Below are 24,794 nucleotides of genomic sequence, written 5' to 3' on the forward strand. Positions count from 1 at the left end.
AACCACCCTTCTTTCTTTCTTTATCCAATCAGACCGATTCCTTGCCACTGATTCAGCATCGGCAGTAAAATCGAGACGGCAATCCAGCCCACAAAAAGAGAAATGATCAGAATCAAAATTGGTTCGATCAGGCGGCTGATCTTTTCAGAGGTCATCCGGATTTCCAAATCGTAATAAGCAGCCGCTTCCTGCAGCAATGGCGCTAAACCGCCGCCGTTCTCTCCTACACGCAGCAGTGAGATGAAACCTGGCGGGAGATAAGGAAACGATGCCAAACCGGCGCTGAGAGATTGACCCAAGCGCACCTGCTGACTCGCAGCGGCAATTCCTTGCCGCAGCAGCAGCGATCCCATTACTGCCGCAGCCAATTCCAATGAAGAAAGCATTTCGTTGCCGCTGTCCAATAACAGAGCCAGCGTGCGCGAAAAATGACTCCACTCCTGTTTACAGACAAGAGCTCCCAAGAGAGGCAAATGATAGAGCATTGCTTCCGTTCTGCAGCGAAAGCTCGCCCGACCCCAGAAGTAACGAAGGGTTAAAGCAAAAAGCAGAAGCAGCAGTAAAAGCAAAGGCCAAAAGGTTTGCAAAAAACCAGAGGTCCGCAACAGCAGCCGTGTGGCCAAAGGCAATGTTTCCGGTGTCGCTGACGAGAAGGCAAGTAAGCTTGGGATTACGAAGGAGATGAGAAAAATACAGACTGCAATTGCTACTGTCAGTAAAACAACCGGATAAAGCAAAGCGTTTTCTACTTTGCGTCTCATTTCGTCTTCCAGTAAATAATAAGCCGCCAGTTGTCGAAAAACACTCTCCCACTGACCGCTTCGCTCTCCCGCTTTCAGCGAACTGACGAAGAATTGCGGTACGCCGGGAACCCAATGCTGCAAGGCTTGCGATAAGCTGTTGCCTCTGTCCAAAGCTGCGATCAGACTGGTATAAAAAGAACGCTGATCCTGCCGCCTGGCTTCCTCATTGAAAATGATCAGAGCATCCCGCAAAGTCACACCCGCCGACAACAAATGAGCCAACTGATTGGCGAATACATGCAGCTCATAAAGCGTGAAAGAATGGCTTCGCTGCCAATGAGCAAGCCATTTCCGCCAGGTCTTGGCCGGATTCACCCGGACGAGATAATTTCGTTCCTGCCGCAGCTGCCCGGCAGCGGTCTTTTGCGAATCGGCCCACAGTGTCCCTTCCTGTGCTGTTCCATCCGGAAGGATAATACGATAACAGAATAATTCCAGCGTCTCCTCACCTTCTCTTACTTTGATTTACTTTGATTCGTCTGCGGCAGCAGCTTGTATACTTCCGTCAGTGTTGTCTCACCATGAAAACACTTTTCCAAAGCATCCAGATAAATCGGCAACATGCCGGCTCGGCGGGAAGCTGCTCTCAAGGTTGTGATATCCGCTTTCCTCAGCGTCAATGCCCGTAATTCATCCGTATAAGCCAGCAATTCAAATACACCGGTCCGGCCGATATAACCTGTGCCGCTACACTTGCTGCAGCCGGTCGCTTCCTGAATCAATCTCGGGGGCAGTTCCCTGCCCGCTGGCAGCAGATGGGCATAGGCACTGCTTTCAGCAGCTGTAAAGACAGAACAATATGGACATGCCAAACGAACCAAGCGCTGCGATAAGATGCCGATCACTGTGGAAGCGATCAGATATGGCTCCAATCCCATTTCCAACAGCCGGGTAATGGCTCCCGGCGCATCGTTGGTGTGCAGGGTGCTGAAGACCAAATGACCGGTTAAAGCAGCTTGCAGGGCAGCCTCCGCCGTCTCTGTGTCTCTGATTTCTCCGACCAAGATAATATTGGGATCTTGACGCAAGACAGACCGCAGACCGCGGGCGAACCCAAATTCAATTTTCGGATTGACTTGTACCTGATTGATGCCGGCCAGGCGATATTCTACCGGATCCTCAATGCTGACAATGTTGTTTTTTTCACGATCCAGCTGCTGCAGGGTAGTGTAAAGAGTTGTTGTCTTCCCACAAGCAGTGGGCCCGCAAACCAGAATGATGCCGTGAGCGGCCCGGATTAATTTCTGAAAGGTGACTGTCACCTGAGCCGACATGCCGAGCTGCTGAAAATTACTGGAGAGGAACTCTCGCCGCAGGAGCCGCACAACTGCCTTTTCACCATGAATTAAAGGTAAAGTGGAAAGGCGCATATCAATTTCTTCCATATGAATGAATCGGCTAAACTGCCCATCCTGCGGCAGCCTGCGTTCTGCAATATTCAACCCGGCCCATAATTTTAACCTGGAAAGAAAAATATATTTATATTGCTCGGCATAGAGACGATGGATATGCAGTTCCCCGTCAACCCGAAAACGAATGCGCAGTCCCTTTTCCAATGGTTCAAAATGAATATCGGTTGCCCGTTCGTTGACGGCAGCCAAAAAAATAGCTGTCAATTCATCCTGTTCTGAATCGGCTGTTGAAAAAGCGGCAGTCGATGCTTGACTTTCAGCGTTTCGCTCAAAAAGCAACGCCGGTGCAGCCTGCTGATATAACTGCTGATAGATTCGCTGCCAATCCTGGCGGGCAATTAAAATCGCCGATACCTGCAGATTGTAACTAAATTGGATCGTCTGAAAAATCTGTAAATTGAATGGATCATCAACCGCGATTTTCAGAACATTACCTTGCAAAGCAAGCGGCAAACAAATCCATTTTGCCGCCATATCCGCATCAATCCAGCGTGCCAGTTTCTCATCGGCAAGAAAATCGCGAAAATAAAACATTTCCAGATGCAGACTCTGGCTGTAGAGTTGTTTGAGGTCTTCTTCTTTCAGTTTCAGCGCCTGCAGCAGATACTGCGTAACGGAACGGCCCTGCTTCTGCGTATCGATTAAATCCTGATGAAACTGTTCGGTCAGCGGGTAGCGGGTCAATAAAAAAGAGAAAAGAGTATCGATTGAAAACATACTCTTCCCTCCTGTCGGCAATTTAGATTTTTGGCTTTTTTACTTTTTTCAGAGGTAGGTCGCTGCTTTTCCCCTCGGTTTTCTGATTCACTTTCGGCTTTTTATCTTCTTTTTTATCTGCCTGCCGATCGCCGATCCGGCTGAATTTACCGGGTTCCCTGGGCATGAACAACAGCATGACGCCAATGGCCAGTGTTTGAACCGCCACCGGCCCCCAGGCGGCATTGATCCAGGCTTTCTCAACCAGATAGGTGCTGACAATATTCACCAGCAAGGTGGAAAGGAACATGCCGCCAAACCAATAAATCCAAGAAGTCATTGGCTTAACGTATTTCCGAAACAAAAGGTTAATGCCGATAGAACCTACCAGCATAATAGAAATTTGTGTGATTGCGTCCATGCGATTCCATCCTTTCAATTGATGCTTCACTCTATACGAAGCAGACTCTTGGCACGTGCTGCAAATTTGTGGAATTACATTCGGAATAATTTCTATTTCGGCATTCCCCCCTCCTCTTCCTTCCATCTTTGGGATTAAATTGTTATATATTTTTATTTATTTTTTTTGCAAGTAAGGGAACGCAGGTTACTGAACTCCGGTCTTTCCAGGCGTTCCGCTCAACCGGCATTACCCTAGATACGTAAGTAAACCATTGTTCAGAAGATTCGACGGCTTCCACAAACGCCGCTGAGTTGAGAACCTTGCAGCGGACTGTCTTTGGCCGGGCACTGTCTGCGGTAGTGCAGGCCAAAGCAAGTTTTGAATCGCCCCTTGCTGCGAACGATACAACAAAGTCCATTATACAGAATCTCCGCGAAAAAGCAATCTGCCCTGCAAGATTTCTCGTTCCACTCTCTTCCGCGCGCAAAACGGCCTCCTGGCGGACTCAGCCTGCATTTGGCTGCTGTTGGTGCGGTAACCTTGCTTCCTTACCGTTGGAAAAGCCTTTTCACCCAGAGAGTACCCGCCCTGCAATCTGCCAGACGACGAAAAGCAAGCGATGATTACCGCCTCAAAACAACTCTGAGCGCTTGCAGCATTTCTGTCCCGCATATTGATTGCTTTGATTAAAACAGAGAACACTACTCTTTCCTGACGGCAGAGCGGGAGGGGCGGTTGCCGCGGACAGTCCGGTCCAAATCTGCAATGGCAGACAGCCGGCAGCACATATACCGTGAAAAAATGGTTTTTCAGGCGGCTTCAGCATGCTGCCGCCGCTGATACCGGTTGTTGCAGCGGCAAAGGCTTGCTTGCGACGGATAGCGCAACCGAATCAAGCCGAATTGATTGAGCATGTAAAAAAGTCTTCTCTTTGTCGGCACAAACTTCTTTCCCGAAAGGGTTTTGTGCTGCTAAAGTGAAATAGAAAGCAATGCAGTGTAATCCGGCTGACATTTTTTTCTGCTGCTGCGGCAAAAAAAAAAAAAAACAAAGGAGTGAACTCAGTGCTGCGCATTGAACAATTGACTAAAATATACAAAGGCGGCAAAAAAGCAGTGGACAATCTCAGCTTACACGTGGAAGCGGGTGATATCTATGGTTTTATCGGTCATAACGGCGCCGGCAAGACCACGACATTGCGGGCCTGTGCCGGAATTATTGAATTTGATCTGGGCAGGATCATGATCAACGGTCATTCCATTGTGGATGAGCCGGTGCTCTGTAAACAGCAAATGGCTTTTATTCCGGACAATCCGGATCTTTATCAATACCTGACCGGCATCCAATACCTAAATTTTATCAGTGATATCTATGCTGTCAGCCAGGAAGAGCGGGAACTGCGCATCAACAATTACAGCCGGCGTCTGGAGCTATATTCTAACTTAGGTGATTTGATCTCTTCTTACTCCCATGGTATGAAACAAAAATTAGCTGTGATTGCGGCTTTGTCGCACAAACCAAAGCTCTTGCTCCTGGACGAGCCTTTTGTTGGTCTCGATCCCAGCGCTTCCTTTATGCTGAAAACAATCATGCAGGAAATCTGTGCCGAAGGCAGCGCCATTTTTTTCTCCACTCATGTTCTGGAAGTGGCTGAAAAACTCTGTAATAAAATAGCCATCATTAAAGACGGCAAACTGATTCGCTCCGGAACGATTGCAGAAGTGCGCGGCGATGAAAGTCTGGAAACCGTTTTCCTGGAGTTGATTGAACATGAATAACATCCTGTCCCTGGTAAAACTTTATTATACCGGTGTCTTCGGCATTAATAAAGTGCTTCACAGCAAAGACAAAAAAGAAAAACGCAATGCCCTCGCTAAGTCGGGTATGATTCTATTCACTATGGTAATCATGATCGTCTATGTGTTTACCTATTGCTTCGGCATCGCGGACAGTTACGGTGTGATCGCCGGTTATCAGGTCATCCTTGCCATGATGATGGCAATGACCAGCGTAATGTGTTTCATCAATACCGCGCTGAAAGGCAGCGGAATGCTGTTTCGTTCTCAGGATGACGATCTTTTGACCTCTCTGCCGATTCCCTTCAGCCAATTGATCGCAGCCAAACTGATTAACCTTTATTTGTACAATCTGTTTTTTTCCGCCTTCCTCATGATTCCGGCTGTGATTGTCTACAGCCTGCGGGTTGCCGTCGGCTTGCCGTTCCTGCTTTTTTCAAGCGTTGGTATTCTTTGCATACCAGTCCTGCCGATGATAACCGCCAGCGGCGCCAGTATTTTAATCGAGCTCTTTTCCAGCCGATTTCGTTATAAAAATCTGCTCAATCTGGTTCTGACCTTTGCTTTTGTCAGCCTGATCATGCTGGGCTCTTTCTCGCTGGAATCAATGAGCATGGAGAAAATCATCACTTTGGCTGATTTTATCATGCAGAAAATCTATGCGCTTTATCCCCTGACCAAACTATTTACCTTGGCTGTCATCCATGGCAATACGCTGTATCTGCTGGCCTTTCTGCTCTCCGCCCTGCTGCCGTTTGCTGCCTTCTCTTGGCTGACGGCCCGCTATCACAACAAGATCAAGGAATTCCTGACACCAATCAGCCGCCATACCGAATACCGTGATCAAACGCTGCAATCCTCTTCTGTGCTGAAGGCGCTTTATCGCAAGGATTTGAAATACTACTTTTCCTGTAATATCTATGTGTTCAATACAATTTTTGCTTCAATTATGATGGTTGGTGCGGCGGTTTATCTCTATCTGCAGCGGACGCAAATTCTCTTAAGCTTAGCTCTTACCCCGCAGCTGATCGACGGTCTCTACGCCTTCGTTCCCATCGCAATCTGTGCCTTCATCGCGATGGCCTGCACGACCTCGGTAGCGCTTTCCTTAGAAGGACCGATGTATCCTTTATTAAAAAGCTTACCGCTGCAGCCAATTCGGGTCTATCTCAGTAAAATTTTGGTTAATTTAACGATCACGCTTCCGGCTGTGCTGATCGCTGTGCCCCTGGTGGCCCTGGCAGTCAGACTATCCCTCTTTCACATCGTGATGAGTTTGCTCATCCCCTGTCTGTTTGCCTTTTTCATGGCGCAGCTGGGTATCCTCGTCAATTTGTCTTTCCCGAAATTCGATTGGACCAGCGAAGTCGTCATGGTCAAGCAAAGTTTGAATGTGATCGTGGCGATGCTGCTGAACTTCCTGACGCTGGCGGCCATGGCGGTCCCTTTGCTGAAAACAGCTTCTAACCTGCATCCAACCTTGCTGCTCGTTGATGCCGGTCTGCTTGTTTTACTCAACGGCGTCCTCTTTCGCGTTCTGCAGGGCTGGGGCAGCAAGCTGTTTTACCAAATCGGCTAAGCCCAAAAAGGGATACAGAGCCGGCTTCCTCGAAAACAAGTGAGTGTGTGAGATGGAAACACTTGCTTCAGCCTGACGAAGCGAATCAGTTGATTCTCCGCCAAAAGCAGAAAACCCGGGGTATGCTGCCGGCGCGTCTGCCGCCCTACAGGCAGCAGGCAGACAGAAGCTTGTCCCGGGTTTCTTTCGTTTGAACATGGATTTTACGATTTCAGCAAACGGAGGAGGCTATTGACCGGAACCGGCTGCACCATCGGTAAGAACACCATCATCTGAGCGTGCGGCGCCGTCGTGATCGGCTGACCTTGCTGATTCAGCAAATCTTTGGCGATGATTTCCAGCCGCTGCATGTCCGGCAGCAAAATTTCCAGTCTGTCCCCTGCTGAAAAATGGTTTCTTTGCTCCAGCCAGACGCCCTGTTCCGTTCTTTTGCGCACGATACCAACGAAGTCGATCGCGCGCTGCAGCGGTTCCCCCGTATAACTTTGCGCTTCGGCGCCCGGTTTGCCAAAATAGAAACCGGTCGTGAAGGCTCTCGTGCCGGTTTTTTCAATTTCCTGCAGCCATTGCGGATCGTATCGATAATGCTCCGGATCGGCGCAATAAAGATCGATGGCGCGGCGATAAACACCTGTTACAGTCGCCACATAGTGCAAACTCTTCATTCTGCCTTCGATTTTCAGGCCATGCACACCGCTGTGGATTAATTCCGGCAGATGTTCAATCATGCAAAGGTCACGGGAATAAAAAATTGTTGTACCGTTCTCATCCTGATTGACCGGAAAGTATTCCCCGGGACGCTTTGCTTCCAGCAGATGATAACGCCAGCGGCAAGGTTGTGTACAGTCACCGGTATTGGCGTTACGGCCGGTCAGAAAATTGGAAATCAGACAACGTCCGGAATAAGACATACACATGGCGCCATGCACAAAACACTCTATCTCGGCACTGCAGTTTTGCCGAATGACAGCGATTTCCTGCAACGAGAGCTCCCGTGCTAAAATCAAGCGGGAAAAGCCCTGCTGCTGCCAGAACTGCGCGCTGCGATAATTGACGGTATTGGCTTGCGTACTGAGATGATAAGCGGTATGGGGAGCGAATTGTTTGGCGATTTGCAGCACACCGGGATCGGAAATGATCAGAGCATCCACTCCAAGACTCTCGAGCTGCTGCAGATAGGCCGGTAAATCGTCAAGCGCTTCGTTGTGCGGCATGCTGTTGACCGTGATATAAATACGCTTGTTTAAGCGATGTGCCAGGCGGACGGCTTCCGTCAGCTCTTCCGCACTGAAATTGCCGGAGCGTTCCCGCAGACCGTAACGCATTCCGCCGCAATAACAGGCATCCGCGCCAAAAGCAAAGGCGATTTTCATTTTCTCCAGATCGCCGGCCGGAGCCAGCAATTCGGGTTTCTGCATGGAATGATCACTCCCCGTAGATTTTATTCGTCCAGTATTGGTGTTCTTCGTAGGTTTTGCTGAAATGATGTTTACCGTCGGTATCCGCGACAAAATAATAATAATCACTGACTGCCGGATGCAACACCGCTTCAATGGCAGCGAGACCCGGATTCGCCACCGGCCCCGGCGGTAAACCGCTATACAGGTAGGTATTATAAGGCGAATCGATTTCAGTATCGGCGATACTGAGAACATCCTTATGCTCTTTCAGGATATACTGCACCGTAGCGCAGGATTGCAAAGGCATATCGATGGCCAGACGATTGAAAAAGACGCTGGCAACCAACGCGCGCTCTTCTGCATCTTGCGATTCTTTTTCAATGATGGAAGCCAGGGTAATAATCTCATCGCGGTTGAGCGGGCAGTCCGCTGGAATCACGACTTCCTGCATGACTTTATCGAATTGCGCCCGCAATAAATCGATGATGTCTGCCGCAGTCATATATTTCGCCAAATAATAAGTTTCCGGATAAAGATAACCTTCCAATTCATAGATGACCTCCGGCGAGGCATCCGTCCGATGATAGGTCGGGATGGCATCCAGAAACTGAGTCTTTGTCACCACACCGGTCTTCTCTACCAGGACAGCCACTTCATCGATGGTGGTTCCCTCGGGAATCGTCAGAGCGTAGGCATTCAAGATCATATCTCCCGTCACTATTTTATTGAGGATGGTATTGGCCGACATGTCAGCCCTGATTTCATAACTCCCTGCTCTGATACGGCTGCTTTTTCCGCTCAAATGGGCATGGATGGTAAAAGCAGTGCTGCTGCGAATCAAATCAGCATTTTTCAAAGCCGCCGCGATCTCACGGACGGTATCCTGCGGCTTTACTTCAAAGACCTCTTCTGTCGCATTGTTGCTGGGTGAAAGCAAAAATCCAAAGATTCCAAATAACAAGAGCAAGAAAATCAAGAGCGAAAAAATCGCCCTGTTTCTTTTTCGATCGGCAGCAAATTTCATTTTTCCACGTTCCTTATCCTTGCAGTATCGGTAACAGTTTTTAATTGCACAGTGAGCGTCCGGAATCCTCTATTCTTTGTAAAATCATACGAAGAAAAACCCGATTTGCATGATAATTCATACAAACCGGGTTCCCGCCAGCCATTGACCGAAGATTATTTCTTCTCTTCTTCTTCGTCTTCTTCTTCTTCGTCTTCTTCTTCGTCTTCTTCTTCGTCTTCTTCTTCGTCTTCTTCTTCTTCGTCTTCTTCGGCAACTAATTCTTCCCAGGCAGCGACCACTTTGTTCCATTCGTCTTCATCGGTAATATCAACCAGGACGTCTTCGTCGTTTTCGTCGGTTTCAATACGAAGGATCACTGCTTCATCATCATCGTCACTTTCCAACGGGAAAAGAACAGCATATTCCTGTTCTTCGATTTCAATGATTTCCACCAATTCAAATTCGTGTTCTTCGCCGTCATCGTCGACTAACGTAACAACTTCCATATCTTCGTCTTCGTGTTCGCAATTGCATCCAGCTTCTTCACAGCCGCAGGAGCAAGCAGGTTTTTTCTCATCGGGCATTTTGTGCACCTTCCATTTCTGAATTTTTTTGTAAATTTCAACTTCACTTTAATCGGCAAAGTAAAACAGTAGATTTCTATTTTGAGCTTTACTGACTGCATCATTTTACCATAGTAAATTCAGGTTGTCAATGCAAAAAAACCGCTGATCGACTAAAGTGAGTCCATATAGGACTGCAAGATCAGCGCGGCAGCCAGCTTATCAATTACCTGCTTGCGTTTTTTGCGGGAGACATCGGCGGAAATCAAAAATTGCCGGGCGCTCTTGGTGGTCAATCGTTCGTCCCAAAAAAGCACGGGCAGAGCAAACCTTTCCGCCAGCTGCGCAGCAAATTCCTGGGTGAACACGCCTTGCGGTCCGATGCTGTTATCCATATTTTTGGGCAGACCTACCACAAACGCCGTGACGGCAAACTGCTCAACCAGTTCCTGCAGACGCTTAAAATCCTGTTCCGGGTCGCTGCGGCGGATGACTTCCACCCCTTGCGCCGTAATCCCCAGTAAGTCGGATACTGCCACGCCAATCGTGTGGCTGCCAACGTCAAGACCCATCAAACGATTTGCAAAGGTCATACTTTCTCATTGTCCTCCGGTGAGTCCAATGGTTTTTGTTTTAAATAGAAGCGTACCAATTCCTCCAAAACCTCATCCCGGTTGACGGTTCGGATTAAATTTCTGGCGCCTTTATGGCTCGTGATATAGGCCGGATCACCGGAAAGAATATAACCAACAATTTGATCAATTGGATTATAATTTTTTTCCTTTAAAGCCTGATTTACCTCGGCTAAAATAGTGTGAATGCTTTTTTCTTCATTCTCCATTCCTTTGAAGCGCATGGTTTGATTATGAATGTCACTCATTGTATCAACCTCCCCTTCTTTCGTTTCGCTTTTGCAAGGCGCGATTCCTCTTGAATCCAATTGAGCTAGAAATGAAATTTCAGCCTAGCCTTATCTCTCGCTCTGTAAATGCAGCGCGATTTCCAAAATGGCCAGTTTGATATGTTCGTAGGTTAAGCCGCCCTGAACATAGGCCGTATACGGCGCCCGCAGCGGTGCATCCGCGCTGAGTTCAATGGAAGCCCCCTGCACAAAGGTGCCGGCTGCCATAATTACCGGATGGCTGTAGCCTGGCATATCCCAAGGTTCCGGCAGCACATGCGCGTCGACCGGAGAAGCCCGCTGCACCGCCCGACAGAATTCAATCAGCGGTTTGCTGTCGGAAAAACGAATCGCCTGAATGATATCATTGCGGCTCGCTTGCCAGGCCGGCGATACGTCATAACCGAGCTCCTGCATGACAAATCCCAGCAGGTGCATCCCTTTTACAGCCTGCGCGACTGTATGCGGGGCCAAAAATAAACCCTGAAACATCAGACGCTGGCTGTCACCAAAGCTGGAGCCCATCTCCAAACCCAAGCCGGGCATGCTGTAACGGGCAGCGGCCGCTGCAATCAATTCCTGGCTGCCGGCCAGATAACCGCCGCCGGGTGCCAAACCGCCGCCTGGATTCTTGATCAGCGATCCCGCAATCAGATCCGCACCGACATCCGTTGGCTCCAGAAAATCGGTAAATTCACCGTAACAGTTGTCTATAATCACTCGGGCGCTCGGCTGCAGTGCTTTGACCGTCTGGATCGCACGCTTGATCTCGGCAATGCTGAAGGCATTGCGCCATTCATAGCCGCGGGAACGCTGAATCAAAACCGCTTTGACATCCGGCGTCAGGACGGCGGCGATGCCAGCAAGATCGATCTGTTGCTGCGCATCCAGGTCCAGCTGCTTGTAACCGATGCCGTACATTTTAAGATTCCCCGCAGCAGAACCCTCCAGACCGATAACCTGCCGCATGGTGTCATAAGGCAGCCCGGTCAGCGAAAGCAAACTGTCTCCCGGACGCAACGCCGCAAAAAGCGCCGTGCCAACCGCGTGCGTACCGGAAACAAATTGCCCCCGCACCAAAGCGGCTTCGGTATGAAAAACCTTGGCATAGACCTGATCCAATACTTCTCTGCCAGGATTACCGTAACCATAACCGGTAGCCGGCTGCAGATGTAAATCGGAAACCCGGCACATCCGCATCGCCTGCAGGACCTTGCTTTGATTCTGCAAAGCAATCCGCTCCATCCGCAGAAACTGAGGTTTTAAACACTCTTCGCCTTGTTCTATGATTGCCTCTATGCTTTTCTCAGTCATGCTCTGTTTCCTTGCTCTGCTGTAAACGGCTGAGAAGCCGTTCCTGAAACGCTTCGCTGCTCTCCAGCAAAAGATGCATGCCGTCTTCTTCGGCCGTGCGCTGCAAAATTGTTGCATTTTCATGGATTAAATTCAGCAGTTCTCCCTCCTGATAGGAGATGATCACCGCATAAACCGGCCGCTGACTGGCGAAATAATCCTGAATTGCCTGCAGCAGCTGCTCTTTCCCCCGATTCTCCCGCACCGATACGGCTACCGCGTTGGGATACTCTGCCATGACTTTTTCTAAGACCGAAGGCGTGGTCAGCGCATCAATTTTATTGAAGACAGGGATGACGGTCTGCGTTACTTTCAGCTCTTTCAGAAGATCGAGGCAGGTCTGCATTTGTTCTTCGTAATTATTGTCGCTGATATCGATCACATGCAGCAACAGATCGGCATACTGCAGTTCATCCAACGTAGAGCGGAAAGCCGCAATTAATTGATGCGGCAGATCATGAATGAAACCGACGGTATCGGAAAGCAGAATTTCCCGCTTGTTGTTCAGACTGAACGTCCGTGTGACGGAATCCAGGGTAGCGAACAATTTATTTTCCGCTAAGACATTACTGTCACAAAGCCAATTTAAAATGCTGCTCTTGCCGGCGTTGGTATAACCAACCAAAGCGACAACCGACATGCCGCTGCGTTGACGCGCCCCCTTTGAGACCTGCCGGCGCTTGCCGACTTCGTCGATCTCCTTCTGCAGAAAATTGATGCGGTCGCGGATGATCCGTCTGTCCTGTTCCAGCTTGCTTTCACCGGGACCGCGGGTGCCGATACCGCCGCCCAAGCGTGATAAGGAGCTGCCCAGACCGGCCAAACGGGGTAAGCTGTAATTCAGCTGTGCCAATTCCACCTGCAGTTTCCCTTCGCTGCTTTGCGCACGCTGGGCGAAGATATCCAGAATCAGCTGGTTGCGGTCGATTACACGGCAGTTTATTACCCCGCTGATGTTTCTTAATTGAGAAGGGCTCAGTTCATCGTTAAAAATCACCAGATCTGCCTGCATTTCCTCCGCATAGAGACCGATTTCTTCGGCTTTGCCTTTGCCGATGTAAAAAGCACTGTCCGGGTGCGGCAGCCTTTGAATAAATGTCTGCAATACTTCGGCACCGGCCGTATCCGCCAGCGCAGCCAATTCCTTGATGCTTTCGCTGATATCCCAATTTTGCTTCGGCAGCTGCAAAGCAACTAAAATGGCCAGTTCTTTTTTATTTTCTGCTGTGTCTTGCGTTGTTTTCATAAATTCCTTTCCTGCGGTCGGGGTCTCTTCCCGTCCTGAAAAATTTTGCCGACAAACACCCTGATCCTACGATTCTATTATTCGACTCCTTGAGCTCAAATTCCTTTTCGAACGGATCAGGCAGATTATCGAGTAAAGCCGTAAAACCCCTTGTTTTAGCTATGGGGAGTGTCAAGACTTGAGATCTTTACCTTTACTGAATTCCGCTCTGAACCCTCTGGGATTCCTCTGAAGACTTGCGCTGTGATCACGTTAAAACAAGATTACCTTAAGCATTTCAGAGAAGTGCAGTCAAAAAAAACCGCGGGCATCCTGCAGCGAAGCTTCACCCTTTCAGGTGGAGCCGGCATCAGGATGCCCGGCGGTTTTATCAAGGCTGCTTCAGCCGAAAAGAGCGACAACTCCGGGGATGCGGCAGAATCAGGATGCATCCCGGTAGTTTCTAGACACGAACGTGCTTCCATTTGTTCGATCTGAAACGGTATTGAATGACCAAAGAGCGTACTGCCTGATCGACCGCCATGGCGATCCAGGCGCCGATTAAGCCCATATGCAAATATTGCACCAAAACAAGCGCCAATCCAAGACGGAAGAACCAAACACCAATGATGGTGGAATACAGCGGCCACTTGGTGTCGCCCGCTCCGCGCAGAGCACCGGCCAAAACAAATTGGATCGACTGCAGCGGCTGCACCAAAGCGATGATCTTCAAAGCAATCGCCGAGCTGGCAATCACGGAAGCATCATCGGTATAGAGCAAAGCAACTTTATCCCCTGCAAAGAAAAGCAGCGCAGCGACGCCGAGAGAAACAAACATTGACATATTGGAAGTTGCCTTGGCAAATTTCTCCGCCATATCCGGCTTTTTCGCTCCCAAACAGCGGCCGACCAAGGAAGTGGCAGACATACCGAAACCCTGTCCGGTTGTAAACGACAAACTGTTGATATTGATCGCAACCTGATGCGCAGCATAGACGACGGTACCCAAACCGGAAACCGTACGGGTAAAAAGAATCATTCCGATCCGCATGACAAATTGCTCGGCGGCAGCGGGCATACCAACTTTGGCCACACGCTTGATCAAATCCCAGTTAAAATGATAGCCGCCTTTAAAAGAAACGGTAATCCGCTTCCCCGGTAGCAAGACGAGCGAAAGAGCCATGATACAGCCAACCAAGCGGGAAAAAGCGGTTGCTACTGCCGCACCGGTAACACCCATCCTGGGGAAAAACCAGATGCCGTTGATCAGGAGAAAATTAAAAACAACGTTGATCAGGTTGACAGCCGTATTATTGATCATCGGCGCTTTGGTATCACCGGCGCCGCGGACCATGGAATTGACGCACATCTGAATCGTGTTAAAAACCATGCTGACGGAAACAATTTGGAAATATTTCACGCCATAAAACATAGCGTCTGCTTCCGCACCCATAAACAACAGCACCGGTTTGGCGATTAAAAACATCACGGCGCCAACAAGGAGACCCAACAGGGTGACAATAATCAGAGACTGACGGGCGGTTTCATTGGCACTTTTGATATCGTGAGCGCCGATAAAACGAGCAACCACAGCCGTCGTGCCGACGTTGATCGCCATAAAAATTGCCATCGCGAACATCATCGGCTGGTTGGTTAAACCAACCGCGGTAATTGCGGCAGGTCCGATCCGGCTGACCTGAATCATATCGATCATACCAACCAAAGCCATCAAGAGCTGCTCCGCCACAGCCGGTCCGGCCAGCTTAAGGACAACCTTATTCGCTTCCGCGGCAGTAAGTTCATCCTTAAGCAAGAAGCTCTGATCATACTTTTCATGCTCTGCGGGGGAATCCGCCGAAACCGCTTCCTTTTTCCCTATTTCCTCGCTCATACAAAAACTCCCATTCTATAAGAAATATTATAAGCTAACATTTCTATACCCGTAACAATTTTCCTGCTTGAAAAGTCTGAAACTTTTCCTGCTTTTCTGTTCCATCATAAAGATTAGTGAGAAACTCTGTTGGATAGAAAAGGCCGCCTGAACTCTTTTGGTTCAGGCGGCTATTTCCCAGCTGAGTTATTTGCGGAGTGGGTTGATAGCCCGCAAATGCGACATCGAACCATAACCGCTGAGCAGGGCAGCATATTCCGTCTGATTATAGAAGGAACATTGATTTTCACCGTAGTATTTGGCCACCTCGATGCAGAAACGTGCGGTTTCTTCGATATCAATTTCATGAGAAGCTCCCGTTGCACAGCCAGGTACGGCTGTTTCTGTCGTGATGGCTACCCCCACCAGAGCGGCATCGGTCACGACGGAGGGCTGCAGGATGCTGTTGAGATGATAAAGATCATTACCATACGGTGTGATATCCTGCATGGTAACCGGCAGCACCCTGGCTGGTTGGCCGGTAGTCCATTCCATAATCGAAAGCAGGTCTTCACTGATGCGCAGAATCCAGCCATCCTTGATCGTTGGCGTAATGGCAAAGCCACGCGCATTGAAAATCCGATTGCCCTTGGTGGTATCAACCGATAAAATAGCATCAGCGGAAGCATCTACTTCATACTGATTCATGACTGCGATATCCACCGGAGAACCCATAAAAGGTACCGGCTCGTGCGGCGAGGTCGGCGAAAAAGGAGCAATATGCGTTGAGACAATCACATCGCCGGCTAAAGTATCGCCATTTTTCTGCATATCAACCAGTTTCAAGGCGACGGCCATGGCTGTGATCGCGCCGTCTCCATCAGAAACCAAACCAATACGTTCCGGTCTGGCTCCAACCCCTCCCAGACGTCCGATAATACCTAAAGTTGGGGCGCTGCCTCCGCATAATTTACCATGCTTCCCTTTGAGCAAAACATGGATGAAGTCTGTGCTGCCCTGCTCGCCCATCACGGTCAGCCAATGACACTGTTCCGCCGGCAGCCCTCTGGCAATCAATAATTCTTTTATTTTTGCGCCGCTGGCAAACGAACTATCCAGCAGCTCATGGATTTCCATTACTTGTTTGAGCATGTCGCCGTTCTCCTTTTTGTATGAATCATGCAATGATTTCTCCGGGCTGAGGGCAATATCCTGCTGCTCAGCAAGCAATTTCACTCCGCCGCAGCCGGGGGAATGTGTCTCTTTTTTAAAAAAGACAGCCGATGCACAGGGCTATAGCCAAACCGCTCCAAAGCAGCATAATGTGCTGCGGTCGGATAACCTTTATGCTGTGCAAAACCATACTGCGGATAATTACGGTCCAATTCCAGCATAATATGGTCGCGCGTGACTTTGGCAATTATAGAAGCGGCGGCAATGGAACGTACAAAAGCATCGCCTGCAATAATACCCATTTGGTTCTCATTCCAGAAGGCAAGAACCCAGGCGTCAATCAAAAGAAAATCCGGTTTGGGCTGCAGGGTTTCCAGCGCTCGCTGCATAGCCAAAAAATCCGCCTGACGAATATTCAGCCGGTCAATTTCCGCTGCCGTTGCCTGACCGACACTATAACAGACTTCCGCAGTCAATTGAGCGAACAAAGCTTCCCGTTTTGCTGCAGTCAGCTTTTTGGAGTCGTCCAGGCCGGCCAATTGATAAAAAGGCGGCAGGATGACGGCGGCCGCTACGACCGGACCCGCCAGGGGACCGCAGCCTGCCTCATCAATCCCGGCAATGGCTGAAAATCCTTTTTGTGCGAGGTTTTCTTCCCATGGCAGCCAGATTTTTGCAGATTTTGCTTTCGGCATCGCTATTGCCCCGCTTTTTGACCGACAGGTGGCAGTTCCAGTGAGATACGTCCGATTTTACCCGAACGAAAGTCGTCCAAAAGCATCTGTGCAGTGCGGTTAAGATCGACCAGATTGCCCGCAACCAAACATCCTTTATTGCGCCCGATTTGTGCCAGCAAAAGCTCTCCATCCCCGGGCAGCGGCACCGTCAGACAATAACGTTCGGTCAGCAATTTGGGATAAGCTGCAGCCAGCCAGGCGGCTAAGAAGCGGCCGACTTCTTCCAGGTTGTATACTTCGTCCGAGATTGCGCCGGTCGCGGCCAATTTCATGCCGACCGTCTGATCGTTGATTTTGGGCATCAGAATACCCGGCATATCCAGAAGATCCAGGTCACCGCGGATCCGGACCCATTGAATTTGTCGTGTCAAGCCGGGACGGTTGGCTGCCGCTGCTTTTCGGCTGCCGATCAATTGATTGATCAAAGAAGATTTTCCCACATTGGGGATACCAACCATCATTAAACGGGCCGCTCTGGGCTTCCTGCCTTTATTGACCCATTTTTGCAGCGCTTCTGCCGCCAAAGGCTGAACCGCCGCAGGCAGGCGATTGAGATTTTCACCTGTGCTGCTGGAAAGGGCAATCGCGATTTCTCCTTGCCCTGAAAACCATTGCAGCCAGAGTTTGGTCTGGAGCGGATCGGCCAAATCAGATTTATTCAGTATAATAATCCGCGGCTTTCGCTCGGTCAGCGATTTAATATCCGGATTGCGGCTGGCTAAAGGTAATCTGGCATCCACCAATTCCATGATTACATCTACCAAAGCAAGATTTTCTTCCACTAAGCGCTTCCCCTTGACCATATGTCCCGGGTACCATTGAATTGTCGCCATCTGCCTCACCTGTTTTCCCAAAACTACCGGATGATTCTGATCTGCCGTAACGGCCAATAAACTGCGATTGCTTTACCGCGGATATTTTTTCCGGGGATGGTTCCCATCACCGAATCCCTGCTGTCCAAACTGACGGCACGGTTATCACCCATCACAAAATAATGATCTTCCGGAATGATCAGCGCAGCCATTGTCTGCTCAGAAGAAACCGAACCCAGATAAGTCTCCGGTAAAAGAGTGCCGTTGATATAAACCTGACCGCCGGCAATGGAAATTTCCTCACCGGGCAGGCCGACCACACGTTTGACAAAATAACGTCGGGGATCGGCAGGCAGCTGAAAGACAATAATGTCTCCTCTTGCCGCTTCACCCATTTTCAAGCTGATGATTCGTTCGCCGCTTTCCAGGGTCGGCCGCATTGTGGAACCGTCTGCCCGTAGGAATTCTGCCACATAAATCCGAAAAAGCAAAGCTGCGACTGCCGCGATCAACAAGGCCACAACCCACTCGATCATTTCTTTTCGTCTTTTCTCTTCCATACTACGCCCTCTGAATAAAAAAACCGCTTCATTCGATTCGCCTTGTTCGATTTTCTTGTTCAGCACAAGTACTATCGAGGATAAGGAGTTGATCTATGAAGCAGTTTTTGTGATTAGCGAATTTCCTTCACGCGAGTAGCGGCTTTACCAACCAGTTTGCGCAGATAATACAGGCGTGCGCGACGGACAAGACCACGCTTCAATACCTCTATCTTGGCGATTCTGGGTGACTGCACCGGAAAGGTTCTCTCGACTCCGACGCCGTAAGAGATTTTACGGACCGTAAAATTTTCTCTCAAGCCATCACCGGAACGAACAATTACCAATCCTTCAAAAATCTGGATCCGTTCTTTTTCGCCTTCTACGACCTTGGCATGCACACGCACTGTATCTCCAACTTTAAAAGCCGGTAAATCAGAACGCATCATCCCTTTTTCAAGTTCCACGATTGTGGGATGCATAATATGATTCCCCTTTCATCTTAAGTGTTCATACGCATCTGGAATGCCAGCGGAGCACTCGTATATAACATACGGATTATATCATAGATCGTCTTTGTTCACAAGTGGTGCAATCGAGAGAGTTTTGTATGATAAATTACTTTCCGCAAGGATTTCGGCGAGAAGAATCCTATCCTCCCGATCTAGACGCGCTTTTGCCAACAGATCGGGACGAACCCGCCAGGTTTTTAAAAGTGACTGTTTCCTGCGCCAGACGGCGATTTTTTGATGATTACCCTGCAATAAAATCGCCGGTACCCCGGCACCTTCATAGACGGCTGGGCGGGTATACTGCGGATATTCCAGCAAACCGTCACGAAAACTCTCATCGTCACTCGATTCATCGTGTCCCAGCACACCGGGCAGCAAACGGACTAAACCATCCGTTAAAACCATGGCGGGCAATTCGCCGCCGGTTAAGACATAATCTCCGATGGATAATTCCTCATCTGCCAGCTGATCGATAATTCTTTGATCAATTCCCTCATAATGGCCGCAAAGCAGCGCAATCTGCGGCTTTTGCGCCAACCTTTGCAAATCTGTTTGCTGCAACTGCTTGCCGGAGGGGCTGAGGTAGATCAGATAGGGCGGCTGCGTTAAAGCAGCGCAGAGCGATTGCCAGGCCGCAAAGACCGGCTCCGGGCGCATCAGCATACCGACACCACCGCCAAAGGGATATTCATCCACTTGATGATGTTTTTCCAGAGAATAAGCGCGCAGTTGGTGCAGCACGATTTCCACCAAACCTTTTTTTTGCGCCCGTTCGAGGATGCTGGTATGCAGGGGACCTTCAAACATTTCCGGAAATAAGGTCAGGATATCGATACGCATCGCTCCCACCTACAGCAAACCGGCCAGCAACTTGACGGTGATGCGTTTGTTCAGCAGATCGGTAGCGAGAATTACCTCATCAATCACCGGCAGCAGCAGTTCGGTCTGTTCTTCCGTCGCAAGAGCACGCCCTTCTTCGCTCAGCTCCACAACGTACACATCGTTGGAACCGGGAGACAGTACATCCTTGACTTTACCTAAAAAGAGACCGTCCTCCAGATAAACAGCCATACCAAGGATCTGATAAATATAATATCTGCCCTCCGGCAGCGGCATCAATTCACTTTCTGCAATGGTCAGCACCGACTGCAGCCAGGGGGTTGCTTCGTTCACGTCCCGGAATTCCGCAACTTTTAGAATGATAAAGCCTTTATGCAGGCGTGCAGCCAGCGGATGCAGCCAGATTTCTTTCCCATTGGCAGACTGGGCCAGCATTTGTTTGGTTTGGTCAAAACGTTCCGGAAAATCCGTCAGCGGGAATACTTTGATCTCCCCTTTTAAGCCATGCGTTCCGGTGATTTTACCAATTTGAAAGCGTTTTTCTTCCGACATTCGATGCACCCCTTTCCATGGAGAATATCTGCAACGACCTCATCTTGCAGGATCAATACCTGGCTGTTATTCTCAGGCCGGAGGCCGCCGACTGCCGCTTGGCTGCTGCCACTGCTTTTTATGTGCGGCCGGCAAGCGGCTGCGCTGAGCGCCGGTCTCCGAAGAGCAAGCGGGTAAGAAAGATTCGGTAACAATTAGCTTGACGCGGACAGGATCATGGATTCGCATGGGTTTGCCTGCCTTGCTGCGAGAGTGTAAACCTAAAAAACAGCAAATAGGGAACTGCTTGGCAGGCGCATCGCCGGCTTCTGCAGTTCCCTAACGATTGATTTCAGTGCTATTCCGCCGTCACCTTGTCAATAATATCCAGATTGATACGCTTTTGTTCTTTTCCGGCAGCTGCTTTCAAAACAGTCCGCATCGCTTTGGCAATTTTTCCTTGACGACCGATGATTTTCCCCATATCTTCCGGTGCAACCGAAAGCTCATAAGTTATCTCAGTTTCCGTCTCGGTTTCCTTAATTACGATTTGTTCGGGCTGATCTACCAACGCTCTTGCCATTACTTCCACCAAAGCTTTCATCACTTTTCTCCTATCACGAATTGCTTAGAGAAGACCGGCCTTTTGAAAAAGAATGCGAACCCGGTCAGAAAGCTGAACTCCTGTCGCCAGCCATGCTTTTGCTCTTTCCTCTTGAATTTTCAGAGTAGCGGGTTGGGTTGTCGGATCGTAATAACCAATCTCCTCAATGAATTTACCATCGCGCGGTGCATGGGTATCTGCAACAACCACACGATAGAACGGTGCTTTTTTAGCCCCTAAACGACGTAAACGAATTTTTGTAGCCACTTAAAACACCTCCTTTCCGGAATTTATTCTATGAAACCGCTCCCGGTGTTTGTAGAAATTAAAATTTGATTCTACCAAACGGGTTCAGCGAATTCCCCCTGTTTTGATTTGTCTTTTGCATTTTACCGCTCGCCCTGGTCATCTGCTGCATCATCTTTTTGGTCTCTTCAAAGTCTTTCAGCATACGGTTGACATCCTGCACCCTGGTGCCGCTGCCGGCTGCAATACGCTTTCTGCGGCTGGCATTGAGCAACTCCGGTTTGCGGCGTTCCTGCAGGGTCATCGATTGAATGATCGCTTCCATCTTCTTCAAACCGGACTGATCCAGATCTTCTTCTTTGATATCGGGCAGCCCCGGTATCATTTTCATCAATTGGCTCAAAGGACCCATTTTTTTGATCTGCTGCATATTTTTTAAGAAATCATCCAGATCGAGTTCATTCTTGCGCAGTTTTGCTTCCATCGCTTTCGCCTGCTCCAGGTCGACGTTTTCCTGCGCTTTTTCAATCAACGTCATCACATCGCCCATGCCGAGGATGCGGGAAGCTAAACGGTCGGGATAAAACGGTTCCAATGTATCCATTTTTTCACCGGAACTGATGAATTTAATCGGTTTGCCGGTGACCGTCTTGATGGATAAGGCAGCGCCGCCGCGGGTATCGCCGTCCATCTTGGTCAGAATCACCCCGTCAATGCCAATCTGATCGCTGAAGCTGCCGGCTACATTCACCGCATCCTGACCGGTCATCGCATCGACGATAAGCAGGATTTCATGCGGATGTAGACTGGCTTTGATTCGTTTCAGCTCATCCATCATGTTTTCATCCACATGCAGACGGCCGGCTGTGTCGAGCAGCACCGTATCGCGGCCCTGCGAAAGCGCCACGCCAATGCTAAGTTTGGCGATATCTACCGGATCACCCTGACCCTGGTCATAAACGGGAATACCGAGTTGTTTGCCTAGCACATGCAGCTGTTCGATGGCAGCCGGGCGATAGACGTCACAGGCTACAAGCAGCGGTTTTTTTCCTTGTTTGCGCAGGTAATTGGCCAATTTGCCGGCAGCAGTCGTTTTACCGGCACCCTGCAGACCCACAAGCATGATAATGGTGGGAAGTTTGGAAGAGACAGTCAGTTTCGACTGGGTGCCGCCGATCATCTCCACCAGTTCGTCATAAACGATTTTTACCACTTGCTGACCGGGTGTTAAAGACTCCAGGATTTCAGCGCCCATGGCTTTTTCCTTGATGCGGCCGACAAAATCGCGCACCACTTTAAAATTGACATCGGCTTCCAGCAAAGCAACGCGCACTTCGCGCATCGCTTCGTTAATATCAGCTTCGGTCAGCCTGCCTTTGCCGCGCAGACGTTTTAAAGTGTTCTGCAGTTTTTCCGATAAGTTTTCAAACAAAGTGCCGGGCTCCTTTCTATATCAAGCGGATTTTTTCCAACAAGCAGCGCAAAGCCGCTGTTTCATCTTCATTCAATTTAGCGGTAAGCGAATCCAACACCAACTGAAACTCTTTCGCCAGCTTGTCGGCAGCTTGATTGCGCTGCAAAAGCTGCAATACAGCTTCGTATTGCTCCAAATGCGCAACCAGGCGCTGTACCTGATCGTGCACTGCCTGGCGTGAGACGTCAAACGCCGCCGCCACTTCAGCCAGCGTGTAATCATCGGAATAGTACATACTGAGCATCTGTTGCTGCCTGTCTGTAAAAAGCCCGGCATAACAATCGATCAGCTGATTGATCGTTTCGGTTTGCTGCAGTTTGTCCTCCATCGCATTCACCTTTTGCTTTAGTCAACTTATTTCCTTGACATCATAGCATGTCAGGCGAGTCCTGTCAAGTAGTTTTATTGACAAGACATTTTAGAACTTATTTACCAAAATTGATGATTGGTTTTTCAATGATTGAAGATCCTGACGAAGGAAGCTTCCCGAAATGAAATTTCTTGCGGGTTTGGATCTACTTTCTATGCTTGCACAATCAAGGTCACAAATTCAAACTGATTGCAGTCAACCAAACCGCGGTCGGTTAACCGCAGTTCCGGAATACAGGGCAGGGAAATCATCGCCATCGTCATAAACGGTGATGCCAGATTACAACCGATCTCTCTCCAGGCGGCAGCTAAAGCTGCCACTTGCTTTGACATGGCTGCCGCCGATAGGTCATTCATTAAACCGGCGATCGGCAGAGCAACCAGACCAAGCACTTTGCCGTCCGCCACCACAACCATACCGCCGTTGCTTTGAATCAGTGTGTTTGCAGCCAGCGCCATATCCTGATCATTGGTGCCGATCACTAGCAAATTGTGCGCGTCATGCGCTACCGTGGAAGCCATGGCGCCTTTTTTAATTTGAAATCCTTGCACAAAACCATAACCGACTTTGCCGGTGGCATGATGGCGCTCAAAAACAGCTGCTTTGAGCAGATCCCGCCGGCAATCCGCCTCCAATAATCCGTTATGGCTCTGCATCGTTACTTCTTTCCCGGTTGTGCCGATCTGGGCGGCATGCACTTCGATGACACGCACCAAAGCCTGCAACCGGTCGCATGGAATGCCAAATGAAGCAGCCGTGATCTGCTGCTTGATCTGCATGGAATGCGTCGCCGCAGCCGGATACGTGTAATTCTTTCTCTCCTGCAGCATCACACCGTTTTCAGCGACCGGTATCCCATCAATAATCACCCGGAAAACATCAATTTTCTGTAAATCATGGAAAAACACCAGATCCGCCGCTTTGCTGGGAGCAATCGAACCGATTTCCGCATCCATGCGGAAGCATTGCGCGCAATTAATCGTTACCATCTGAATTGCCGTCAGCGGATCCACGCCTTCTTCAATGGCGCGGCGCAGCAGCCGGTCGACATGACCTTCGGTCACCAGTGTGTGCGGATGCGCATCGTCCGTCACCAGAACCGCCATTCTTGTGTCCACTTTATGCTCTGTGATGGCTTTGATCGTCGCTTTCAGATCCTGCCAGGCAGAACCCTCGCGGATCATGGCATACATGCCCAAGCGCATTTTGGCTAACGCTTCTTCTGCCCGGGTGGACTCATGACAACAGCGGATACCGGCGGCAATAAAAGCGTTTAAGCCTTTGCCGGTCTCCGGTATCGCATAATGACCGGTGGCGATTTTGCCTGCGCGGTAAGTTTCCGCCAGTTCGGCATGCGGTTCTGCGGCGCTGGCCAGAATGCCCGGATAATTCATCATTTCGCCAAGACCTACGATTCCCGGCCAGGTCATGCTCTCTTTGATATCCTGCGCATCAATGGCCGCGCCGGTATCTTCAAAACCCGGTACGGATGGAACACAGGATGGCATGGTCGTCATGGTTTTTAAAGGAGTGTTTTGCGCATCTTCCATCATATAGCGCACTCCCTCAGCGCCCAAGACATTGCAGATTTCATGCGGATCCATATAGATGCCGGTGGTGCCATGGGGAACCACCGCTTTGGCGAATTCTCCGACGGTGAGCATGGAGGATTCGACGTGAATATGGCCGTCGAGAAAACCGGGAGCGACATAACAGCCGGCCGCATCGATAATTTTGGTTGCGGCACCGATGCAATGCCGGGCATCGCCAACCAGGGCGATCCTGCCGGCCGCAATGGCAATGTCGGTCTGCGGCAGGATTTCCGCGGTATGCACATTGATCAGTTTGGCATTGCGAATGACCAGATCGGCCGCTTGAGCACCCATCGCGACCGCAGACAACAGTTGGGTCAGTTGATCGAGCGGTTTGGTTGCAAAACAGTTAAACAT

The 24,794-nt window shown here is 49.6% G+C and carries 24 protein-coding genes and 1 pseudogene; 2 read left to right on the forward strand and 23 right to left on the reverse strand.

Annotated features, from left to right (window positions below):
- Positions 1–20 precede the first annotated feature (20 nt).
- From LLG09_05040 to LLG09_05050, 3 genes are all read right to left on the reverse strand, one after another.
- The gene (locus tag LLG09_05040) at positions 21–1,118 is read right to left on the reverse strand and encodes a type II secretion system F family protein (GenBank protein ID MCE5196477.1); all 1,098 of its coding nucleotides are present in this window, start codon (positions 1,116–1,118) and stop codon (positions 21–23) included.
- Between the two features lie 140 nt (positions 1,119–1,258).
- Positions 1,259–2,932 (reverse strand): GspE/PulE family protein, encoded by a 1,674-nt coding sequence (locus tag LLG09_05045; protein ID MCE5196478.1) that lies wholly within the window; start codon positions 2,930–2,932, stop codon positions 1,259–1,261.
- A gap of 22 nt (positions 2,933–2,954) precedes the next feature.
- Positions 2,955–3,332, reverse strand: a complete 378-nt coding sequence (locus LLG09_05050) for a hypothetical protein (GenBank protein ID MCE5196479.1) — start codon at positions 3,330–3,332, stop codon at positions 2,955–2,957.
- Between the two features lie 1,046 nt (positions 3,333–4,378).
- Here LLG09_05050 and LLG09_05055 point away from each other — a divergent pair.
- The gene (locus LLG09_05055; GenBank protein ID MCE5196480.1) at positions 4,379–5,092 is read left to right on the forward strand and encodes an ABC transporter ATP-binding protein; all 714 of its coding nucleotides are present in this window, start codon (positions 4,379–4,381) and stop codon (positions 5,090–5,092) included.
- Positions 5,085–6,689 carry a hypothetical protein gene (locus LLG09_05060; GenBank protein ID MCE5196481.1) on the forward strand — a complete coding sequence of 535 codons (1,605 nt, stop codon included), beginning with the start codon at positions 5,085–5,087 and terminating at the stop codon, positions 6,687–6,689. The genes LLG09_05055 and LLG09_05060 overlap by 8 nt, the downstream gene beginning before the upstream one ends.
- Positions 6,690–6,892: 203 nt before the next feature.
- Here LLG09_05060 and LLG09_05065 read toward each other — a convergent pair whose 3' ends face one another.
- The 20 genes and pseudogenes from LLG09_05065 to ade all read right to left on the reverse strand — a co-directional run bounded on the left by LLG09_05065 (position 6,893) and on the right by ade (position 24,794).
- Positions 6,893–8,107, reverse strand: coding sequence for a U32 family peptidase (locus LLG09_05065; protein MCE5196482.1), 1,215 nt, complete (start codon positions 8,105–8,107; stop codon positions 6,893–6,895).
- Between the two features lie 7 nt (positions 8,108–8,114).
- Positions 8,115–9,113, reverse strand: coding sequence for an endolytic transglycosylase MltG (gene mltG / locus LLG09_05070; protein ID MCE5196483.1), 999 nt, complete (start codon positions 9,111–9,113; stop codon positions 8,115–8,117).
- A gap of 155 nt (positions 9,114–9,268) precedes the next feature.
- A complete protein-coding gene (locus tag LLG09_05075) occupies positions 9,269–9,679 on the reverse strand; it encodes a DUF1292 domain-containing protein (GenBank protein ID MCE5196484.1) in 411 nt (136 codons plus the stop codon).
- A gap of 152 nt (positions 9,680–9,831) precedes the next feature.
- Complete coding sequence (gene ruvX / locus LLG09_05080) at positions 9,832–10,251, reverse strand: Holliday junction resolvase RuvX (protein MCE5196485.1); 420 nt, start codon at positions 10,249–10,251, stop codon at positions 9,832–9,834.
- Positions 10,248–10,538, reverse strand: a complete 291-nt coding sequence (locus LLG09_05085; GenBank protein MCE5196486.1) for an IreB family regulatory phosphoprotein — start codon at positions 10,536–10,538, stop codon at positions 10,248–10,250. Before LLG09_05085 ends, ruvX begins: the two co-directional genes overlap by 4 nt.
- Before the next feature lie 90 nt (positions 10,539–10,628).
- Positions 10,629–11,873 carry a methionine gamma-lyase family protein gene (locus LLG09_05090; protein MCE5196487.1) on the reverse strand — a complete coding sequence of 415 codons (1,245 nt, stop codon included), beginning with the start codon at positions 11,871–11,873 and terminating at the stop codon, positions 10,629–10,631.
- Complete coding sequence (hflX, locus tag LLG09_05095) at positions 11,866–13,158, reverse strand: GTPase HflX (GenBank protein MCE5196488.1); 1,293 nt, start codon at positions 13,156–13,158, stop codon at positions 11,866–11,868. The genes LLG09_05090 and hflX overlap by 8 nt, the downstream gene beginning before the upstream one ends.
- 442 nt (positions 13,159–13,600) lie before the next feature.
- Positions 13,601–15,028, reverse strand: coding sequence for an MATE family efflux transporter (locus LLG09_05100; protein ID MCE5196489.1), 1,428 nt, complete (start codon positions 15,026–15,028; stop codon positions 13,601–13,603).
- Between the two features lie 186 nt (positions 15,029–15,214).
- On the reverse strand, positions 15,215–16,159 hold the full coding sequence (locus tag LLG09_05105; GenBank protein MCE5196490.1) for a DUF1177 domain-containing protein: 945 nt from the start codon (positions 16,157–16,159) through the stop codon (positions 15,215–15,217).
- Positions 16,160–16,239: 80 nt separating this feature from the next.
- A pseudogene (locus LLG09_05110) lies at positions 16,240–16,815 on the reverse strand (ribonuclease HII).
- Between the two features lie 62 nt (positions 16,816–16,877).
- The gene (ylqF, locus tag LLG09_05115) at positions 16,878–17,750 is read right to left on the reverse strand and encodes a ribosome biogenesis GTPase YlqF (GenBank protein ID MCE5196491.1); all 873 of its coding nucleotides are present in this window, start codon (positions 17,748–17,750) and stop codon (positions 16,878–16,880) included.
- Positions 17,751–17,773: 23 nt separating this feature from the next.
- A complete protein-coding gene (lepB, locus tag LLG09_05120) occupies positions 17,774–18,289 on the reverse strand; it encodes a signal peptidase I (protein ID MCE5196492.1) in 516 nt (171 codons plus the stop codon).
- 113 nt (positions 18,290–18,402) lie between these two features.
- Complete coding sequence (rplS, locus tag LLG09_05125; GenBank protein MCE5196493.1) at positions 18,403–18,750, reverse strand: 50S ribosomal protein L19; 348 nt, start codon at positions 18,748–18,750, stop codon at positions 18,403–18,405.
- An 81-nt stretch (positions 18,751–18,831) separates the two neighbouring features.
- A complete protein-coding gene (gene trmD, locus LLG09_05130) occupies positions 18,832–19,620 on the reverse strand; it encodes a tRNA (guanosine(37)-N1)-methyltransferase TrmD (GenBank protein ID MCE5196494.1) in 789 nt (262 codons plus the stop codon).
- 9 nt (positions 19,621–19,629) lie between these two features.
- Positions 19,630–20,172, reverse strand: coding sequence for a ribosome maturation factor RimM (rimM, locus tag LLG09_05135; protein MCE5196495.1), 543 nt, complete (start codon positions 20,170–20,172; stop codon positions 19,630–19,632).
- Positions 20,173–20,509: 337 nt separating this feature from the next.
- Positions 20,510–20,755, reverse strand: a complete 246-nt coding sequence (locus LLG09_05140; protein ID MCE5196496.1) for a KH domain-containing protein — start codon at positions 20,753–20,755, stop codon at positions 20,510–20,512.
- A gap of 24 nt (positions 20,756–20,779) precedes the next feature.
- Positions 20,780–21,022, reverse strand: a complete 243-nt coding sequence (gene rpsP / locus LLG09_05145) for a 30S ribosomal protein S16 (protein MCE5196497.1) — start codon at positions 21,020–21,022, stop codon at positions 20,780–20,782.
- 58 nt (positions 21,023–21,080) lie between these two features.
- Entirely contained in the window at positions 21,081–22,433 is a 1,353-nt protein-coding gene (gene ffh, locus LLG09_05150) for a signal recognition particle protein (GenBank protein MCE5196498.1), read from the reverse strand.
- A 16-nt stretch (positions 22,434–22,449) separates the two neighbouring features.
- Entirely contained in the window at positions 22,450–22,803 is a 354-nt protein-coding gene (locus LLG09_05155) for a DNA-binding protein (protein MCE5196499.1), read from the reverse strand.
- A 194-nt stretch (positions 22,804–22,997) separates the two neighbouring features.
- Entirely contained in the window at positions 22,998–24,794 is a 1,797-nt protein-coding gene (gene ade / locus LLG09_05160) for an adenine deaminase (protein MCE5196500.1), read from the reverse strand.

Source organism: Negativicutes bacterium, assembly GCA_021372785.1.
In the GTDB taxonomy this organism is placed as follows: Bacteria; Bacillota; JAAYKD01; order JAAYKD01; family JAAYKD01; genus JAJFTT01.